This is a genomic window from Pseudomonas sp. NMI760_13, from assembly GCF_021283245.1.
In the GTDB taxonomy this organism is placed as follows: Bacteria; Pseudomonadota; Gammaproteobacteria; order Pseudomonadales; family Pseudomonadaceae; genus Aquipseudomonas; species Aquipseudomonas peradeniyensis.
Genome location: NZ_JAJSRC010000005.1, coordinates 267,568 through 283,428, shown reverse-complemented (window position 1 = coordinate 283,428; position 15,861 = coordinate 267,568). Strand labels below are relative to the sequence as shown.

Below are 15,861 nucleotides of genomic sequence, written 5' to 3'. Positions count from 1 at the left end.
TCTTGCTCTTGCTCTTGCTCTTGCTCTTGCTCTTGCTCTTGCTCTTGCTCTTGCTCTTGCTCTTGCTCTTGCTCTTGCTTCTAAGCGCGCGGTAGTCCAGGCAACACCAATTGCGACTTCAGGAGGCCGAGCGGAGTTCTTGCGGAGGGAGGTGACGGCCATGGATGGCCGTCAAGCGCTGCGCCCCAGGATGGGGCGTTCAGCGCGGTCCTCCCGGGAGCAAGAACGGAGCGAGGGAACCCCGGAGCGCAGCGCAGGGGCCGTATGAATGGAGCGAGGATTTTTTGGTTCCTTTTTGATCCTTCAAAAAGGGACCCGCCGTAAGGGCGGAAAGGTGACTAGATGTCGACATATTCAAAGAATATGAATGCAAAATTCAAAACAATCACATCCAATCCTGACTCCAAACAAAAAAATTCCTTTAGCCCCCTAATCAAAGCTTTGACATTCACTGCCTAAGCAGTAATATTTTCACACAATTCAACGAGCAGCCCCAATGCCCCACTACACCCCGGAAACCTTCCAGACCTGCGCCATAGGCATGCTGCTCGGCCGCGCCGCACTCCTCAAGGACCGCATCCTCGACTGGCACCTGGAAGCCGACGGCGTCACCGCCGCCCAGTTCAAGGTGCTGATCATCGTCACCCAGTACCAGGTCGACACCCCGGCCGAACTGTGCCGCTACCTGGGCCTGGACAGCGGCTCGATGACCCGCATGCTCGATCGCCTCGAGCAGAAGGGCCTGATCCTGCGCAACCGCTGCCCCGACGACCGCCGCCAGGTGCGCCTGGCCCTCACCGCCGATGGCCAGCGCCTGGCCGACCGCCTCCCGCAGGTCGGCGCGGCGGCGATGAACGAACTGGTCGGCGTGCTGCAGCCCGAGGAACTCAAGACCCTCGAGCAACTGCTCGCCAAGGTCCTGATCAACGCCGGCGACCCCCTGACGATCCGCCGCTTCGGCGATCGTTGATCCCTGTCACGCATCTTCCAAGGTATTGTCATGGCCACTCCCGCTGACACCTCCACCCCGGCCCCCGCGCCTGACAACACACGCAAGCGCAAGGTCTGGCTGCTCGCCCTGTTGCTGATACTGGTCCTTGCCGGTGCAGGCACCTGGGCCTGGTACAGCCTGGTCGGGCGCTGGTACGAAAGCACCGACGACGCCTACGTCAACGGCAATGTCGTGGAGATCACCCCGCTGGTGACCGGCACCGTCACCAGCATCGGCGCCGATGACGGTGACCTGGTCCATGCCGGCCAGGTGCTGCTGCAATTCGACCCGGCCGACAGCGAGGTCGCCCTGCAGTCGGCCGAGGCCAAGCTGGCGCGCAGCGTGCGCCAGGTGCGCGGGCTGTACAGCAATGTCGACTCGCTCAAGGCGCAACTGCAGACCCGCCAGGCCGAGTTGCAGAAGGCCCAGCAGGACTACAACCGACGCAAGGTGCTGGCCGACAGCGGCGCCATTGCCGCCGAGGAAGTCGCCCACTCCCGCGATGACCTGACCGTGGCCCAGGCCGCCGTCAACAGCGCTCGCCAACAGCTCAACACCAGCACCGCGCTGGTCGACGACACCGTGGTTTCCTCGCATCCGGAAGTGATGGCCGCCGCAGCAGACCTGCGCCAGGCCTACCTCGACCATGCCCGCACCACGCTGGTGGCGCCGGTGACCGGCTATGTCGCCAAACGCACCGTGCAACTGGGCCAGCGCCTGCAACCGGGCACGACAACCATGGCGGTGATCCCGCTGGACGAGGTGTGGATCGACGCCAACTTCAAGGAAACCCAGCTGCGCGACATGCGCATTGGCCAGCCGGTCGAGATCACCGCCGACCTGTACGGCAGCGAAGTCAGGTACACCGGCACCGTCGACAGCCTCGGCGCGGGCACCGGCAGCGCCTTTGCCCTGTTGCCGGCACAGAACGCCACTGGCAACTGGATCAAGATTGTCCAGCGCGTACCGGTGCGCATCCACCTTGATCCCGAGCAACTGAAGAAGCACCCGCTGCGCATCGGCCTGTCCACCGTCACCGAGGTCGACCTGCACGACCAGAGCGGCCCGGCCCTGGCCCAGCAGCCACCGCAGCAGGCCAGCTACACCACCCAGGTGTATGACCGTCAGCTGGTCGAGGCCGACGACCTGATCGCCCGGCTGATCCACGAGAACAGCGCCACCGGCAAGACGGCTCAGCGATGAGCCAGCAGGCCCCCGCGCAGTTCACCCCGCCGAGCCTGTTGCTGACTACCATCGGCCTGTCGCTGGCGACCTTCATGCAGGTGCTCGACACCACCATCGCCAACGTGGCGTTGCCGACCATTTCCGGCAACCTCGGCGTGAGTTCGGAGCAGGGCACCTGGGTGATCACCTCGTTCGCGGTGAGCAACGCCATTGCCTTGCCGTTGACCGGCTGGCTCAGCCGACGCTTCGGCGAGGTGAAGCTGTTCATCTGGGCCACGCTGCTGTTCGTGCTGGCCTCGTTCCTGTGCGGCGTCGCCCAGTCGATGCCCGAGCTGGTGTTGTTCCGCGTGATCCAGGGCGTGGTGGCCGGCCCGCTGTACCCGATGACCCAGACCCTGCTGATCGCCGTGTACCCGCCGGCGAAAAGGGGGATGGCCCTGGCGCTGCTGGCGATGGTCACGGTGGTCGCGCCGATTGCCGGGCCGATCCTTGGTGGCTGGATCACTGACAGCTACAGCTGGCCGTGGATCTTCTTCATCAACGTGCCGATCGGCCTGTTCGCCGCCGCCGTGGTGCGCCAGCAGATGCGTGCGCGGCCGGTAGTCACCAGTCGCCAGCCGATGGACTATATCGGCCTGCTAACCCTGATCATCGGTGTCGGCGCGTTGCAGGTGGTGTTGGACAAAGGCAACGACCTGGACTGGTTCGAGTCGTCGTTCATCGTGATTGGCACGCTGATCTCGGTGGTGTTCCTGGCGGTGTTCGTCATCTGGGAGCTGACCGATCGCCATCCGGTGGTCAACCTGCGTTTGTTCGTGCACCGCAACTTCCGCATCGGCACCCTGGTGCTGGTGGGCGGCTACGCGGGGTTCTTCGGCATCAACCTGATCCTGCCGCAATGGCTGCAGACTCAGATGGGCTACACCGCCACCTGGGCGGGCCTTGCGGTGGCGCCGATCGGCCTGCTGCCGGTGCTCATGTCGCCCTTCATCGGCCAGTACGCCCATCGCTTCGACCTGCGCTTGCTGGCCGGTATCGCCTTCCTGGCGATCGGTACCAGTTGCTACATGCGTGCCGGCTTCACCAACGAGGTGGACTTCCTGCACATCGCCCTGGTGCAGTTATTCATGGGCATCGGCGTGGCGCTGTTCTTCATGCCGACCCTGGGCATCCTGCTGTCGGACCTGCCGCCGCACCAGATCGCCGACGGTTCCGGGCTGGCCACCTTCCTGCGCACCCTGGGCGGCAGCTTTGCCGCGTCGCTGACCACCTGGATCTGGATTCGCCGGGCCGACCAGCACCACGCCTACCTGAGCGAGCACATCAGCAGCTTCGATCCGGCCACCCGGCAGACCCTGGAGCAGCTGGGCGGGGCCACTCCGCAGAGTTACGCGAAGCTGGAACAGATCCTCAACAGCCAGGCCTACATGATGTCGACGGTGGACTATTTCACCTTGCTCACCTGGGTGTTCGCCGGGTTGATCCTGCTGGTATGGCTGGCCAAGCCGCCCTTTACCGCCAAGGCCGGGCCGGCTTCGGCGGGGCATTGAACCAATGATCCTGTCCATGCAGCACCTGCCCCGTTTTCAAATGATGGCATTTCCCCTAATCTTGTAGGCCTTTACCTGGCTACTTGGCAGACTCATGGACAAGGTCATCGTCATCACCGGCGCCAGCCGGGGCATCGGCGCCGCCACCGCATTGCTGGCGGCGCAACAGGGTTACCGCATCTGCATCAACTACCACGCTGACGACCAGGCCGCCGAGGCGATGCTGGCGCAGGTCCGTGCGCTGGGCGCCGAGGCCATTGCTGTGCGCGCCGACGCCAGCGTCGAGGACGAAGTGGTGCGGCTGTTCCGCTGCGTCGACCAGGAGCTCGGGCCGGTTACCGCGCTGGTCAACAATGCCGGCACCATCGGCCAGCAGAGTCGCGTCGAGGACATGTCCGAGTTCCGCCTGCTCAAGGTGATGAAGACCAATGTGGTCGGCCCGATCCTCTGCGCCAAGCACGCCTTGCTGCGCATGGCCCGCCGCCATGGCGGCCAGGGCGGGGCGATTGTCAACGTGTCGTCGATGGCCGCGCGGCTGGGCTCGCCCAATGAGTACGTCGACTATGCCGCCTCCAAGGGCGCCCTGGACACCTTCACGGTGGGCCTGGCCAGGGAAGTAGCCGGCGAGGGTGTGCGGGTCAACGGCGTGCGGCCGGGCTACATACACACCGGCTTCCATGCCCTGAGCGGCGACCCGGACCGCGTCAGCAAGCTCGAGCCGGGCTTGCCGATGGGGCGCGGTGGCCAGCCCGAGGAAGTGGCCGAGGCGATCCTGTGGTTGCTGTCGGAAAAGGCGTCCTACGCGACCGGCACCTTCATCGACCTGAGTGGCGGACGTTAGGCTCTGTACGAAATGTATCTGCACTCGCCCATACTGCGTTGAAACGGGGCTCGGAATGCTCATGTACTCCAGTACAGTCGGGCGCGACCCCGGCCGTTCCTCCCCCCGTTTCGCCTTGTCTGGCCTTCGCGCAGACACATTTCGTACAGACCCTAGGCTCGTCAGTCGCGCAGCAACAGATCGACCTGATCCACCAGCTTTTCGAGGTCGAAGGGCTTGGTCAGTACACGCATGCCTTGCGGCAGGGGCCCATCCTCAAGCACCGCGTTGGCATCGTAGCCGGTGATGAACAGCACCGGGATCGAAGGCAGTCGCCCGCGCATGGCCTGGGCGACCTGGCGGCCGTTCATGCCGCCGGGCAGGCCGATGTCGGTGATCAGCAGGTCGAACCCCAGGTCTGCCTCGAGTGCCGCAGGTCCGGTGGCGTAGCCATCGACCTGGTGGCCCAGCTCCTCGAGCACTTCAGCGATCACCAGGCGCAACGCGGCCTGGTCTTCGACCAGCAGTACCCGCTTTCCGGGCCCGCGAGCGGACAGCAGTGACGCAGCTTTTGCAGGCGCAGGCTGGGCAACGGTGTCATGCCTGGGCAGGTAGAGGTGGATGCAGGTCCCTTCGCCCGGCTGGGAGCAGATCTGCAGTTGCCCACCTGACTGACGGACGAAGCCATAGACCATGGAAAGGCCCAGTCCGGTGCTTTGCCCCATGGGCTTGGTGGTGAAGAAGGGTTCGATCGCGCGATCGATCACCTCCGCTGGCATGCCGCGTCCGGTGTCGCTGACGCTCAAGCGCAGGTAGGGCCCGGAAGGCAGGTCCAGTGACTGGGCTGTAACCTGCGTCACCTCCAGCGCGACGCAGCGGATGTCGATGTGACCGCCGGCAGGCATGGCGTCGCGAGCATTGATGCACAGGTTGAGCAGGGCGCTTTCCAGTTGCGGTGGATCGATGAACACCGTGCCGTTTTCCTGCTCGAAATCGCTGCTCACCTCGATGGCCGGGCCGACGCTGCGGCTGATCAGGTCTTCCATGCCCCCTACCAGCGTGCTCAGGCGGGTGGCCTGGGGCAGCAGGGTCTGGCGGCGGGAGAACGCCAGCAGGCGTTGCACCAGCGTGGCGGCCCGTTGCGCGGATTCACAGGCACTGTTCAACAAGGGCGCGATTTCAGCGTGACGGGCCTGCTGCAAGCGTTGGCGTATCAGTTCCTGGGCACCGAGTATGCCGCCAAGCAGGTTGTTGAAGTCATGGGCGATGCCGCCGGTGAGCTGGCCTACGGCCTCCATCTTCTGGACCTGGCGCAGGGCCTCCTCGGCCTCAAGCAGCCGCTTCTGCTCGCTGACCTGGCGGGTGATGTCGTAGACGAACAGATAGGCACCGACAATCCCGCCGGTGTGGTCACGCAAGGGGGTGAAGCGCAGTTCGAAATGCCGCCTGTCATTGCCGCGACCGTATTCGATCACTTCGGTATAGCTATCACCGGACAATGCCCTGCGCCATAGCGCCACCGATCGTTCGCATTCCTCGGGGAATCCCTCCAGGCGTTCGAGCAGGCTGTCGCCCGCCTTGATCCTGCGTCCGAACAGGTACTCGAAATCCTTGACTGCACGGGCATTGATCGCGAGCAAGCGCAACGCGGTGTCCACCACCTGCACCCGGGCGACACTGTGTTCGACCAGCTCGGCAAACAGGCTGCGTTCGGCCAGGGCTGCGGTGACCCGTTGCTCGAGCTGGTCGTTGAGTTGTTGCAAGGCGGTTTCTGCGCGGCGTCGTTCGGTGACATCCTTGAACAGCACCGCCACCTGGTGTTTCCCGGCGGGCTCGATCCGGAAGGTGGTGACCGACAGCACCCGGCCAGTGGCAATCAATTCCTGCTCGAACTGCAGAGGCTCACCGGTGCGTAGCACCTGACCATAGCGGGCCACCCAGTCGTCGGCCTCGTCGGGCACCATCTCGCGCAGCTTCTGCCCGACCACGTTGGGAATCCCCGCATGGCGGGCATAGGCGGCGTTGGCGAGGATATGGATGTAGTCGCTCAGCGGGCCGTGCGGGCCGTCGAAGAATTCGATGACGCAGAACCCTTCGTCCATCGTGTCGAAGAGAAAGCGGAACAGGTCGGGATCATGCCGTGGTGGATTGGCCAGTTCGGCCTCCAGCAAGGCATTGCGCTGGCGTAGGCGTTCAACTTCCAGGCGCAGGGACTGCAGTTCGCGCGAGGGCATGCGGGCATCCGTTGAGGTGGGGTCAGATACGCTAATCGCCTGTCGGTGTGCCTGTCCAGTCGCGCGGCTCAAGACCTTGCGCGGGGCTTGCTTCGCGCGGCGTTCAGCAGTTGCTCCACGCTGCTGGTCAGCAGTGTCAGTTCGAAGGGTTTGTGCAACAGGGTCATGGGCGGCGAGCCCTTGATCCGGCGGGTATCGATGGCACCATCGTAGCCGGTGATGAACAGGGTGGGCAGATGCTCGTCGATAGCCCAGCAGGCATTGGCGACCTGGTATCCGTCGATATCCCCCGGCAGCCCGATATCCACCACCAGCAAGTCTGGGCGAGCGCCTTCGTCCAAGGCGCACAGGGTCGTGCGGCCATTCTCGAAGTCCTGAACCTGCAAGCCCTGTTCCTCGAGGATTTCCCGTATCACCAGACGCAGTGTCGCTTGATCTTCTACCAGCAGGATGAGCGGTTGCCTGGGCCTTGCTTGCGTGATCACCTGCTGCATATCGTCTGCTTGCGCTGCACTGCCTGCATGAGCACGTGGTAAATACATGTGGATGCAGGTGCCGCGCTCTGGTGAGCTGTCGATGCTCAGTTGGCCGGCTGACTGGCGCACGAAGCCATAAGCCATGGAGAGGCCCAGCCCGGTGCCTTGCCCCAGGGGCTTGGTGGTGAAGAAAGGTTCGGCGGCACGCTCGCTGATCTGCTGGGTCATGCCACAGCCGGTATCTTCGACCTGAATGTGCAGATACTGTCCGGTTTCGAGCTGAAGGGCTGCAGCCTGCGCGGCATCCAGCTGGCAGTTGTCGGAGCTGATGCGCAGGGTGCCGCCCCGCGCCATCGCGTCCCGGGCGTTGATGCACAGGTTGAGCAGTGTGCTTTCCAGCTGCGATGGATCGACGCAGACCAGCCATTGGCCGGCGCGGGTGGCATCGACGAACGTTATATGGGTGTCAAGGGAACTGCGGATCAGTTCGCGCATACCGGCGGCCAGGTGGTGCACATCCAGCGGCTGTGGCGTCAGCGCCTGCTGGCGGGCGAAAGCCAGCAGGCGCTGGACCAGAGAAGCCGCGCGCGAGGTGTTCTGCCGGGCAATGTCGAGCAGATGCCTGCTGTCCTGCTGACGCCCCTGCGTCAGGCGCTTGTCGGCCAGCTCCAGCGCGCCGAGAATACTGCCGAGCAGGTTGTTGAAGTCATGGGCGATGCCGCCGGTCAATTGGCCGATGGCTTCCATCTTCTGCGACTGGCGCAAGGCTTCCTCGGCCTGCCTCAAGCGCTCCTGTTCCTGCACGCGGGCGGTGATGTCGTAGGCGAACAGATAGCCGCCACGGATTTGGCCTTTGCCGTCGCGCAGTGGGTTGTAGCGCATTTCGTAATGTCGGGGCTGCTCAGGCATGCCCAGGCTGACCATCTCGACGAAAGACTCCCCGGTGATAAGGCGGGGCCAGATCGGTTGGAGCTTCTCCATGATCTGTGGCAGACCTGCCAGGATGTCATGGACATGGTCGCCAACCTTGGGCGAAATGCCATGCAGGCGCTCGAAGGTTTCGCGCGCCGTGCGGTTGATCGCCACCAGGCGTAAGTTGCAGTCTGCGGCGAACACATTGGCCAGGCTGTGGTCCACCAGCTCGCCGAGCAACCTGTTGTTGGTTTCGGCCTTGTCCATGCGCTCTTCCGTTTGTTCGTGCAGCAGCTGGCGCGCCTGTTCGCTGGCCGGGACACCGGTAAACAGTACGGCCACTCGTCTGTCACTGGCTGGGCCCAAGCGATAGGCGGCGACGTTGAGCAAACGGTCGGTGACGTTCAGGCGCTGTTCGAAGCGTACCGGCTGGCCGCTGCGCAGCACTTCGGCAAAGCGCGGCACCCAGGCATCGGCTTCGTCCGGGATCAGCTCGCGTACGGTCTGCCCCATCCGCTTGTCATGGCCTGTATGGCGCAGGCAGGCGTCGTTGCTGAGGATGTAGCGGTAGTCGCTCAATGGCCCTTGGGGGCCATCAAGCAGTTCCAGGACACAGAAGCCTTCGGCCATGCAGGAGCGTAACAACTCGAAACAAACCAACTCCAGCTCATGCCTCGCCACCTGCGTCTCGAGGGTCTGGATACGGGCCTGCAACTGCTCTGAAGGTGGCAACGGGGCTGGCATAGGCTGGATCCATCCGATGGACCCTAACACTATAGTTGTGGTCCATGCTCCCAGCCATCAAGCCATCAAAACGAACGCACGATCCGCCCAAGGGTCTCCATGGCCTGCTCGGCGGCATCGCCCCAGGGGCTGCCGTAGTTCAGGCGGATGCAATTGCCGAAGCGCCGGGTCGGCGAGAAGATCGGCCCCGGCGCGATGCTGATGCCCTGGGCCAAAGCCATGTGGAACAGCTTCAGGGCGTCCATCTGCTCGGGCAGCTCCAGCCACAGGAAGTAGCCCCCGGAGGGTTGGCTGACCCGGGTCTGCGCCGGGAAGTGGCGGGCGATGGCGGCCAGCATGTTGGCCTGTTGGCCTTCCAGGGCGTAGCGCAGCTTGCGCAGGTGGCGATCATAGCCGCCGTGCTGCAGGTAATCGGCGATCGCCGCCTGGGCCGGCATCGAGGCGCACAGCGAGGTCATCAGCTTGAGTCGCTCGATCTTCTGCGCGAAGCGCCCGGCCGCCACCCAGCCGATCCGGTAGCCGGGGGCCAGGCTCTTGGCGAACGAGCCGCAGTGCATCACCAGGCCTTCGGTGTCGAAGGCCTTGGCCGGTTTCGGTGCCTGCTGCGAGTAGTACAGCTCGGCGTAGACGTCGTCCTCGATCAGCGGCACCTGGTGGCGGCGCAGCAGCTCGACCAGTTCCTGTTTCTTGGCCTCCGGCATGCTGGCGCCCACCGGGTTCTGGAAGTTGGTCATGCACCACACGGCCTTGACCGGGTGTTTCTCCAGGGTCTGGGCCAGCACGCCGAGGTCCATGCCCTCGCGCGGGTGCACCGGGATCTCCACCGCCTTGAGTTTGAGGCGCTCGAGCACCTGCAGGCAGGCATAGAAGGCCGGTGCCTCGATGGCCACCAGGTCGCCGGGCTGGGTGACGGCCTGCAGGCACAGGTTCAGCGCTTCCAGGGCGCCGTTGGTGATCAGCAGTTCCTCCATCGGCAACATCAGCCCGGCGACCATGTAGCGCAGGGCGATCTGCCGGCGCAGTTGCGGGTTGCCCGGCGACAGGTCGGTGACCACCATGCGCGGGTCCATGGCCCGGCTGGCACTGGCCAGCGAGCGTGACAGGCGCTGCAGGGGGAACAGGGTCGGGCTGGGGAAGGCCGAACCGAACGGCACGGTGTGCGGATCCTTGATCGAGTCGAGGATCGAGAACACCAGGCCGCTGACATCGACATCGGTGGACTCGCTGGCCGGCGCCTGGGGCTGCGGCTCGCTGAACGGGCGCGGCGCATGGGCGTTGACGAAGTAGCCCGAGCGCGGCCGGGCGCGGATCAGGCCGCGCCGCTCCAGCAGGTAGTAGGCCTGGAACACCGTGGACGGGCTAACCCCGTGGGTCTGGCTGGCGTAGCGTACCGAAGGCACCCGCTGGCCGGGGCCAAGCACCCCGGAGCGGATCAGTTCGGCAATGTCGTCGGCGAATCGTTCGTAGCGTTTCATTATGGTCTGGGCAGGCAAGGTGGTGATCAGTTTAAGGGATCAGCGATTCATCGGCGCGACGAAACGGCTGTGCGCGGTGCTGCGGATGCCCGGCTGGTCGCTGTCCTGGATCTCGAACGTCAGCTCCTGGGAGCTGCTGCTCGGGCGGTCGGCGAGCATCGCCACCGACACCGGCAGCTCGCTCATTTCGCCAGCGGCGATGGTGAACTCGGTGCGCCCGTGCAGTTCGAAACCATCGGCGTCCACCAGGCGCAGGCGATAGTGCTGCGGTTCCTGGGTCTTGTTGATGATCTTGAGCAGGTAGATGTTCTCGATCTGGCCCAGGGCGTTCTCGCGGAACAGGCCACGGTCCTTGATCACGTCCATCGACACCATCGGGCGCATCTGCAGGGCGACCACCAGGGCGCCGATCATCACCGTCAGCGCGGCGGCGTAGCCCAGCAGGCGAGGGCGCAGCCAGTGGGTCTTGCCGCCTTGCAGGTTGTGCTCGGACTTGTAGCCGATCAGGCCGCGGGCGTAGTTCATCTTGTCCATCACCCCGTCGCAGGCGTCGATGCAGGCGGCGCAGCCGATGCAGGCCATCTGCAGACCCTCGCGGATATCGATGCCGGTGGGGCAGACCTGCACGCACAGGGTGCAGTCGATGCAGTCGCCCAGGCCCTGGCTGCGCGGGTCGCTGCCTTTCTTGCGCGGGCCACGGGCTTCGCCGCGGCTGGGGTCGTAGGCCACCGCCAGGGTGTCCTTGTCGAACATCACGCTCTGGAACCGCGCATAGGGGCACATGTGCATGCACACCGCCTCGCGCAGCCAGCCGGCATTGAGGTAGGTGGCGCCGGTGAAGAACAGGATCCAGAACAGCGCAACGCCGCCCAGCTCGAAGCTGAACAGCTCGGCGGCCAGTGGGCGGATCGGGGTGAAGTAGCCGACGAAGGTCAGCCCGGTGAGCAGGCCGATGGCCAGCCACAGGCCGTGCTTGAGGCCGCGCCGGGCGATCTTTTCGACGCCCCAGGGCGCGGCGGCCAGCTTGATGCGCTGGTTGCGGTCGCCTTCGGTGATCTTCTCGCACCACATGAACAGCCAGGTCCAGGTGCTCTGCGGGCAGCTGTAGCCGCACCAGACACGCCCGGCGAACACCGTGATGGCGAACAGGCCGAACGCGCAGATGATCAGCAGCGCCGACAGCAGGATGAAGTCCTGCGGCCAGAAGGTCGCGCCGAAGATGTGGAACTTGCTTTCGGCCAGGTCCCAGAGCACGGCCTGGCGGTCGCCCCACTGCAACCAGGCGGTGCCGAAGAACAGTACGAACAGCAACCCGGCGAAGGCGATCCGCAGGTTGCGGTAGAAGCCGGTGAAGCTGCGGGTGTGGATGCCATCGGCCACCTGGCTTTTGCTCTTGTTGGCGGCGGGGGCAATCTCGATGACTCGGAAGGGGATTCTATCGCTCATGGTTCATCGCTCATCAGGCCTCGATCAGGCCAGGGCACTATGGCCCCCGATCTGTTTTCAGCACAGGCCCAGATATTGAGAGAAAAACCATATCAGATGATGGGTTGATTTGCTCAGGCCTTGGATTTAGCAGCCTTGAGCAATTGGTTGCAGATGCCTGCGGCTATCCACCGCACCTTCGTCGCAGCGTGCTTGGGGCCGTTGGGCGGGGTGCAAGGCACGAGGTGCTTGTGTCGCGGTCATCTGTAGGAGATCGCACAGGGAAGCACACCCTGTGGAAGCGGGTTTACCCGCGAAGAATCCAAAGAGGTGGATGGCACCGGCTGCGCCGGTGTTCGCGGCGGTCCGATAAACCCACTCCCACAGGGGCGCGAACTGCGCGACAGGCGATCTTCCACAAGGATCGGGGACACCGGAGGCAAGCGATGGACACATTCTGGCAATCGGTGCTCGAGGCCTTGCAGACCGAGTTCGCCGATGTCACCGACGAGCGCGAGGTCGCCCGCATCCTGATCCGCCTGCTGATGGCGGCCCTGCTGGGGGCGGTGCTGGGCTTCGAGCGCGAGAGCAAGGGCAAGGCGGCCGGAGTGCGCACGCACATGCTGGTGTCGATGGGGGCGGCGTTGTTCGTGCTGGCGCCGAGCATGGCCGGCGCCGACGAGCAGGCGTTGAGCCGGGTGATCCAGGGTATCGTCGCCGGCATCGGTTTTCTCGGGGCGGGCACGATTCTCAAGGGTAACGGCCAGGACGCCAGCCACGTCAAGGGCCTGACCACCGCCGCCGGGCTGTGGATGACTGCCGCCATCGGTACGGCCGCAGGTATGGGGCGCGAGGCCACGGCACTGGTGAGCACCGTGCTGGCGCTGCTGGTACTGGCCAGCATGCCGCTGCTGGTGGACAAGGTCGAGGGCGAGGCGAGGGAAAAGAAAGGTGAGGAAGACGAGGAGGGCAGGAAGCACTGAGGGGAGCCGAAGCTCCCCTCATAAGCGTTGTTGCCTGCTCTTTTCTTATTATTGGAGACGGGCCTGTTGTTGTTTTTGTCGGCGGTTGTCTCTGCATTGCGGGGCCCCCAACCGGGGCCAAGAGCAAACGTATTTTTTTGAGCGCTGACCTGCGTTCATGCAACGTGATCCAACCTTGACTGCCGCTACCTTGGAGGTAGTTTTATTGTTCTGTGTCAGGCTGCGGGGTCGAAACCCCTGGAAAGCACGTCGACTCCAAAAAAATCTGCTTGCTACGCCTCTGCCGTGTTGTTCTTGTTATGTCAGAGCCGTTTACTGTTGTTTTTATTGGGTATCGCGTTTTTTGTTCTTGTTATGCCAAAAGATATAGCAGGTGGCGTGCCAACTTTTTAAAGTCCTTTAAAATCAACGGTTTGATGATTTTTGAGGGAAAGCTGGCACGTGAAATTCTGTCGAATTGTTTCCCTGTTACCCGATTTTTTTCTGCAAAGCGTGTAGGCGGTAACACTCCGCCCACACCTGTGTGACAGGCGTATGACTCAGCGCACGCCACGTGCCCGCGCCACCCGTGAACCAGTGGCGCGCCCCAGCACTTCGCTGATGTGCAGGCCGGCGGCGATCAGCTTGTCCAGGTCGATCCCGGTCTCGATGCCCAGCCCCTGCATCAGGTACACCACGTCCTCGCTGGCGACGTTACCGGTGGCACCCTTGGCGTACGGGCAACCGCCCAGGCCCGCCACCGAGCTGTCGAATACGCTGATGCCTTCCAGCAGGCTGGCGTAGACATTGGCCAGGGCCTGGCCATAGGTATCGTGGAAGTGCCCGGCCAGTTGCTCGCGGGGTACCTGGGCCGCGACCACCTCGAACAGGCGGCGGGTATCACCGGCGGTGCCGGTGCCGATGGTGTCGCCCAGCGACACCTCATAGCAGCCCATGTCGTGCAGGGCGCGGGCCACCGGCGCGACCTGCTCGGCACTGATACGCCCCTCGTAGGGGCAGCCGAGCACGCAGGACACATAGCCGCGCACCCGCACACCCTGGCTGCGGGCGGCGTCCATGATCGGCTCGAAGCGCTTGAGGCTGTCACTGATCGAGCAGTTGATGTTGCGCTGCGAGAAGGCTTCCGAGGCCGCCGCGAACACCGCCACTTCCTTCACCCCGGCGGCCAGGGCATCCTCGAAACCGCGCAGGTTGGGTGCCAGGGCCGCATAGGTGACCCCTTTGCGCTGGTAGATACCGGCGAACACCTCGGCGGAGCCGGCCATCTGCGGCACCCACTTGGGCGAGACGAAACTGCCCACTTCGATATAGCCGAGACCGGCGTCGGTGAGGTCGTCCACCAGCCGCACCTTGTCGGCGACGCTGATGGGCTGGGCTTCGTTCTGCAGGCCGTCGCGCGGGCCGACTTCGACCAGGCGGACATTCTTGGGCAATGACATGGCGGGCTTCCTGTGGCGGATCAACGGTGGGGGTGCGACGGGTTCAGGGTGGCGGCCAGGGCCTGCTCGCAGCGCTCCTGGGCGGTGTCCAGCTCCAGGTGCATCTGCTGGATGTCGAGCATCTGCTGTTCGAGCTGGGCACGGCGTTCGGCGATCTTGGCCAGCATGCTGGTGAGCTGCTTCTGGTTGCCGCTGGTGGGGTCGTAGAGTTCGATCAGCTCCCGGCACTCGGCCAGCGAGAAGCCGATGCGCTTGCCCCGCAGGATCAGCTTGAGGGTGACCTTGTCGCGTGCCGAGTAGATGCGCTCCAGGCCACGGCGCTCGGGGCTGAGCAGGCCCTGTTCCTCGTAGAAGCGGATGGCGCGGGTGGTGATGTCCAGCTCGCGGGACAGGTCGGAGATGCTGTAGGTCTGGCTGCTCATGCTTGGGCTCGGGGGAGGGAATGCGAGTAACCTAATGCCAGGTTGACGTATACGTCAAGCAGGCTGCCAAGGGATTTGGCTCTCTGTAGGAGCGGCCTTGTGCCGCGAAAGGGCCGCTGAGCGGCCCCAGGATTCAGCTTTTAAGCAAAGATCGCCGGGGCCGCTCTGCGGCCCTTTTCGCGGCACAAGGCCGCTCCTACCGGGACTGCGCAAGTTCAGGTATTGACCGACCTGCGATATTCCTTGGGCGTCTGGCCATCGAGCCGCTTGAAGAACCGCGCAAAGTAGGTCGGATCGCTGAACCCCAGGTTGTCGGAAAGCTGGCCGATGCTCATGCGGGTATACGCCAGGTTTCGCCGCGCCTCGAGCAGCAGGCGCTGGTGGATCACCTGCAACGCCGATTGCCCGGCCAGCGTGCGGCACAGCTGGTTCAACTGCAGGCTGGTGATGCCCAGCCGACCGGCGAATACGTCCACGGCCAAGTGCTCGCGGTAATGCGCCTCGACCAGGCGCAGGTAACGCCCCAGCAGTTGCTGGTCCCGTTCGTCCTGATTGCGCGCCGGCAGGGCGCGCTGCTGGCGGTGAATCCAGACCATCAACGCGGTGACCAGCGCCTGCAGCATGGGCCCTCGCGCCGGTGCGCTGCCCTGGTACTCCTGCTGCAGCGTGTCGATCAGTCCGTGCAGGCGCATACGGTCCTGGCCCAGCGGGTAACAGCGGGGGGCCGCCAGTACGCTCAAGGGCGCGCCGAGGCGCTGCTCCAGGTCGACCACCAGGGCCGTGCCGAAGGTCAGCACATGCCCCTGGATATCGGCGCTGAAGCGAAAGCCATGCACGGTGAGCGGCGGCACCACCTGGATCGCCGCCTCGCGAATCACCCGGCGCTCGCCCTCGATCTCCACCTGGGCCTCGCCCCGTTGCACATAAAGAAGCTGGAACAGTTCGGCATGCCGGTGCGGCTTGATTTCCCAATGGTGCAGGCGGCTGCGCGCCGGGATCGACTCGCAGTGCAGCAGGTCGGTGTCCGGCCAGGCGTGGTGTTCGCCGTACAGTTGGAACAGCGGGATACCGGGGAGCGGGGTGTTCATGAAAGGCTGTCCGTTAATCGAACGAATTTTGTAAAAGTACAGTTTTTAGCGCAGATATCACACGTTTCGCGCCAGGTTAGCCAGTAAAAATACAGGTGCAAACCCTAACAGCAGGTG

General features: G+C 64.2%; 12 protein-coding genes. 5 read left to right on the top strand and 7 right to left on the bottom strand.

Annotated elements, in window-relative coordinates; genetic code table 11:
• The first annotated feature begins 496 nt into the window (after positions 1-496).
• From LU671_RS08100 to LU671_RS08085, 4 genes are all read left to right on the top strand, one after another.
• Complete coding sequence (locus LU671_RS08100; protein WP_186714554.1) at positions 497-970, top strand: MarR family winged helix-turn-helix transcriptional regulator; 474 nt, start codon at positions 497-499, stop codon at positions 968-970.
• A 30-nt stretch (positions 971-1,000) separates the two neighbouring features.
• Positions 1,001-2,194, top strand: a complete 1,194-nt coding sequence (locus LU671_RS08095; protein ID WP_232855379.1) for an HlyD family secretion protein — start codon at positions 1,001-1,003, stop codon at positions 2,192-2,194.
• A complete protein-coding gene (locus LU671_RS08090; RefSeq protein WP_203646992.1) occupies positions 2,191-3,726 on the top strand; it encodes a DHA2 family efflux MFS transporter permease subunit in 1,536 nt (511 codons plus the stop codon). The genes LU671_RS08095 and LU671_RS08090 overlap by 4 nt, the downstream gene beginning before the upstream one ends.
• A gap of 94 nt (positions 3,727-3,820) precedes the next feature.
• A complete protein-coding gene (locus tag LU671_RS08085; RefSeq protein ID WP_203646991.1) occupies positions 3,821-4,567 on the top strand; it encodes an SDR family oxidoreductase in 747 nt (248 codons plus the stop codon).
• Positions 4,568-4,728: 161 nt separating this feature from the next.
• Here LU671_RS08085 and LU671_RS08080 read toward each other — a convergent pair whose 3' ends face one another.
• The 4 genes from LU671_RS08080 to ccoG form a co-directional block, all read right to left on the bottom strand.
• Positions 4,729-6,780, bottom strand: a complete 2,052-nt coding sequence (locus LU671_RS08080; RefSeq protein ID WP_232855378.1) for a PAS domain-containing protein — start codon at positions 6,778-6,780, stop codon at positions 4,729-4,731.
• A 68-nt stretch (positions 6,781-6,848) separates the two neighbouring features.
• On the bottom strand, positions 6,849-8,912 hold the full coding sequence (locus LU671_RS08075; RefSeq protein ID WP_232855377.1) for a PAS domain-containing sensor histidine kinase: 2,064 nt from the start codon (positions 8,910-8,912) through the stop codon (positions 6,849-6,851).
• Positions 8,913-8,977: 65 nt separating this feature from the next.
• Complete coding sequence (gene mapR / locus LU671_RS08070; protein ID WP_186714559.1) at positions 8,978-10,387, bottom strand: GntR family transcriptional regulator MpaR; 1,410 nt, start codon at positions 10,385-10,387, stop codon at positions 8,978-8,980.
• Positions 10,388-10,426: 39 nt separating this feature from the next.
• Complete coding sequence (gene ccoG, locus LU671_RS08065) at positions 10,427-11,833, bottom strand: cytochrome c oxidase accessory protein CcoG (protein WP_232855376.1); 1,407 nt, start codon at positions 11,831-11,833, stop codon at positions 10,427-10,429.
• 425 nt (positions 11,834-12,258) lie between these two features.
• On the opposite strand from ccoG, the gene LU671_RS08060 reads away from it, so the two are divergent.
• Positions 12,259-12,795: an MgtC/SapB family protein gene (locus LU671_RS08060; RefSeq protein ID WP_232855375.1), complete on the top strand. Its 537-nt coding sequence runs from the start codon at positions 12,259-12,261 to the stop codon at positions 12,793-12,795.
• Positions 12,796-13,334: 539 nt separating this feature from the next.
• Here LU671_RS08060 and LU671_RS08055 read toward each other — a convergent pair.
• The 3 genes from LU671_RS08055 to LU671_RS08045 all read right to left on the bottom strand — a co-directional run bounded on the left by LU671_RS08055 (position 13,335) and on the right by LU671_RS08045 (position 15,744).
• On the bottom strand, positions 13,335-14,234 hold the full coding sequence (locus tag LU671_RS08055; protein ID WP_232855374.1) for a hydroxymethylglutaryl-CoA lyase: 900 nt from the start codon (positions 14,232-14,234) through the stop codon (positions 13,335-13,337).
• Between the two features lie 20 nt (positions 14,235-14,254).
• Complete coding sequence (locus tag LU671_RS08050) at positions 14,255-14,656, bottom strand: MerR family transcriptional regulator (RefSeq protein WP_028692177.1); 402 nt, start codon at positions 14,654-14,656, stop codon at positions 14,255-14,257.
• A 215-nt stretch (positions 14,657-14,871) separates the two neighbouring features.
• Entirely contained in the window at positions 14,872-15,744 is an 873-nt protein-coding gene (locus LU671_RS08045; RefSeq protein WP_232855373.1) for a helix-turn-helix domain-containing protein, read from the bottom strand.
• Positions 15,745-15,861: the final 117 nt, after the last annotated feature.

Bases quoted from the DNA above. Each gene is read 5' to 3' on its own strand.
- LU671_RS08100 (WP_186714554.1), top strand. From the start codon at position 497: ATGCCCCACTACACCCCGGAAACCTTCCAGACCTGCGCCATAGGCATG.
- LU671_RS08095 (WP_232855379.1), top strand. From the start codon at position 1,001: ATGGCCACTCCCGCTGACACCTCCACCCCGGCCCCCGCGCCTGACAAC.
- LU671_RS08090 (WP_203646992.1), top strand. From the start codon at position 2,191: ATGAGCCAGCAGGCCCCCGCGCAGTTCACCCCGCCGAGCCTGTTGCTG.
- LU671_RS08085 (WP_203646991.1), top strand. From the start codon at position 3,821: ATGGACAAGGTCATCGTCATCACCGGCGCCAGCCGGGGCATCGGCGCC.
- LU671_RS08080 (WP_232855378.1), bottom strand. From the start codon at position 6,780: ATGCCCTCGCGCGAACTGCAGTCCCTGCGCCTGGAAGTTGAACGCCTA.
- LU671_RS08075 (WP_232855377.1), bottom strand. From the start codon at position 8,912: ATGCCAGCCCCGTTGCCACCTTCAGAGCAGTTGCAGGCCCGTATCCAG.
- mapR (WP_186714559.1), bottom strand. From the start codon at position 10,387: ATGAAACGCTACGAACGATTCGCCGACGACATTGCCGAACTGATCCGC.
- ccoG (WP_232855376.1), bottom strand. From the start codon at position 11,833: ATGAGCGATAGAATCCCCTTCCGAGTCATCGAGATTGCCCCCGCCGCC.
- LU671_RS08060 (WP_232855375.1), top strand. From the start codon at position 12,259: ATGGACACATTCTGGCAATCGGTGCTCGAGGCCTTGCAGACCGAGTTC.
- LU671_RS08055 (WP_232855374.1), bottom strand. From the start codon at position 14,234: ATGTCATTGCCCAAGAATGTCCGCCTGGTCGAAGTCGGCCCGCGCGAC.
- LU671_RS08050 (WP_028692177.1), bottom strand. From the start codon at position 14,656: ATGAGCAGCCAGACCTACAGCATCTCCGACCTGTCCCGCGAGCTGGAC.
- LU671_RS08045 (WP_232855373.1), bottom strand. From the start codon at position 15,744: ATGAACACCCCGCTCCCCGGTATCCCGCTGTTCCAACTGTACGGCGAA.